The 2,784-nt window shown below is 54.9% G+C and carries 1 protein-coding gene and 1 pseudogene; both read right to left on the bottom strand.

The window, feature by feature from the left end:
- Window positions 1-2,358, bottom strand: a 2,358-nt coding sequence (locus RBH26_RS21195) for a conjugal transfer protein (protein ID WP_306760356.1), incomplete at its 3' end; no start/stop codon positions are given.
- Between the two features lie 5 nt (window positions 2,359-2,363).
- Window positions 2,364-2,784: pseudogene (locus RBH26_RS21200) on the bottom strand (hypothetical protein); the annotation flags it as partial.

Consider the following 2,784-nt stretch of genomic DNA (forward strand, 5'->3'; position numbering starts at 1 on the left):
TTCCGCGATATTGTGCTCATCGGGATGCTCAGCGATATCACAGAGGATTCGATGAACGTCTTGCATCGTCGGTGAGTTTGCCGACGTGTGCGTCGAGACGTCATCCTCGACGACGCCTGCTTGCCGGTAGGCTTCATCGATGACATACGAGAGGACGCCCGTCTCGGTTCCGAGTTCAATATCACGAGCGTCGAGGAAGTTCTCGAGGACGGCGTAGACCTCGTCTTTTTTTGCCGACAGGGGAGAGATACCGTCGCCGGAATCGAGGATGTGCTGGGGTGTCTCGCGAATCTCGAGTGGGTTGAGCTTCGTGTCGCCACCGACGGTGATCGTCTTCGCGTTCAGTGCATCCGCGATACCACGGAAGCCGCCGACTGGATCGATGAGGACAAGCATCGTGTCGTTACGGCGCTTCATCATCCGAAGATGGCGCATGATATCTCCGAACGTCTTCCCAGCACCCGGCATGCCGACGACGAGTTCACTGTGGCCAGTCTCGAGTTCCCACGGGTTGATCCGAACAGGCGATCCGTTATGCCCATGATAGCCGTACTCGAGACCCTCGTCCATCATCAGATAGTTCGACGAGAACGGGAACATCGCGCCGACGGCTTGGTTCGTCAGCGTCGACATGCGGTCACGACCGAGTTCATTCATCCCGAGTGGCGACACCGTCGTAAGTCCACGTTCCTGCCAGCGACTCGCGACCTTAATCGTACAGTTGGCCGGTGCATCCTTGATAATCGAGCGAAGGCGTGTTGTCTGATTATCAAGCTCTTGCTCACTGTCAGCAGCGAGGCGAATAAACGCGCCACCGCGGTAGAACGACGCTTTGTTCGCACGGACGAGCGACCGCATGTACTTTGCCTGATCGATGTCTTCCTGGAGATCCTCGGATTTGAGACTATTCGAATCGTGCTGATTGATCTTCAAATCCGAGATCCAGTCCGCCATCATGTCCTGAGCGGACTGACTGTCGAACGGATCGAGGTGGATGCAGATATCGGTCTGCAACTCCGTTTCGAGTAACAGTCGCTCGAGGAAGCCATCCGGCGGTTCCTCGGGGAATTGTTCGACCCAGAACGTGCGAACATACGTTTCGTCGTTGATCACAGCGTAGGTCGTCTCCCAGTCGATTGTCGATGGAGCGATTACCGACTGGTGCATTGTCGACGTCTCTGGCAGCCGATCGTCAGACGGAACCGATAGATCATCGTCAGCAACTTCGTCATGCTCGCTCGAGTCGGTACCTGACGGGTTGTCGTGTTCGGCCATTGCATCGAGGACATCATCGGGGTCAGGCGTTGCTGGCACACCGTCACTAATCCCGTGGGAAACGACCGGGAACGTCCCGAGTGCGTTCGTGATATCAGCGTACTCCTCCGGCTGGCACGTCCAGTATTCCTTCGTCAGTCGAGCGAGATCATATGCATCAACAGGACTAATCGAGCACCGATAGAGCGACGAACCGCCACGGCGAAGTTGTGTGAGCCGAGACTCGAGGTGATCTTCTTTGAGTTGCTCACGCTCAGCGTCAGTCAGCTTGTCAGTCTGAAATCGTCCGAAGAGTCGTCCGAAAACGGGGATATCAGCGAGGTAGGCGAGAACACTATCCCCGGTTTCATTGAACTGCTCGATATCGCTATCATTCACCGCGGTGACGAGGTAATACTCACGAATCGTGGTTGTCCCAGAGTCAATATCCCCGTTTGTAGTCGTATTTGCGGTGACGTACTTCTCGAGAAGCCGTTTTAAAACGGGACGTGATCGAACATCAGCGTCGCCAAGCCGATCTTGGTGTGCACGGACAACGTCATCCTCGCCGACTTCGCGGCTGGTGATGTAGATTTTTACAGGAAAGTCAACTGTGGAGTTGACGAACTCGGACAACGATTGAACAGCTTTCGCCCACGCGTCGTCGTCCTCGAGAGCCATGTTTGCTGGTTCGACTTTTACTGCACCAACAAGTGCGCCATCTGTTCGTTCGACGGCATGGGGGTACACTCGCTGTAGGCGGGTCAGATAGCGAACTTCACTGTTGTCCTCACCGCCATGGGTATACTCCTTGTTCTTGAGTGCCCAGCCAAAACGGGCAGCGAGCCACTCAGTAAGCCAGAGGTAGCGGGGCTTGACCTTGTGGAGCAAGAACAGCACCGTCGTGAGCATAAGTCCGAGTCCCAGTACCGGAATTGTCAGTGATGCTGGGACGAACGTCGCTGTGACAACGGTAATGAAGGCCACAGCAAGGAACAACATGAGTTCTCCAATCGTGTAGCCTCGAAAGAAGGCCGTTGTACCGCCCAGTGACTGATGAATTTTCCGCGCACTGTACTCGTCATCTGCAGTGTTTGTACTCACGTTAATCACCACCGCGAAACCTTCTGCTTCGTGTTTTTGAATCCACGCTTCGCTCGAGTCGAGACCGCTTGTGTAGCTTTTCGAGCATCTTTTGCTGCTTTATCTCGCATTCGGCCCGTCTCCGATTTCCGCAAATTGTTGTATTGGGCTGCGTGAGCCTTCGATGAGCGGGCTGAAGAGCCGAGTTTGTACGCTTTCGAGTTGCCACTCCCGAGTGTCGTCTGGCCACTCTTCGTTACAGCGCCAATCTGTTTGTTTGCGTATCCTCGGTGAACGTTTCGGGCACCACGGACAGCTTTTCCAGAGGTGTGTTTGGCCTTTGCAGCCCCAGATGCAGCTGCTGCAGGATTCGTTGCAGTGACACCTTTCTGGGCGATAGTCCGCACTGCTGGGCTGCTCCAATACACTGTCATAAGCATCGTGTAT

The organism is Natronolimnohabitans sp. A-GB9, from assembly GCF_030848565.1.
In the GTDB taxonomy this organism is placed as follows: Archaea; Halobacteriota; Halobacteria; order Halobacteriales; family Natrialbaceae; genus Natronolimnohabitans.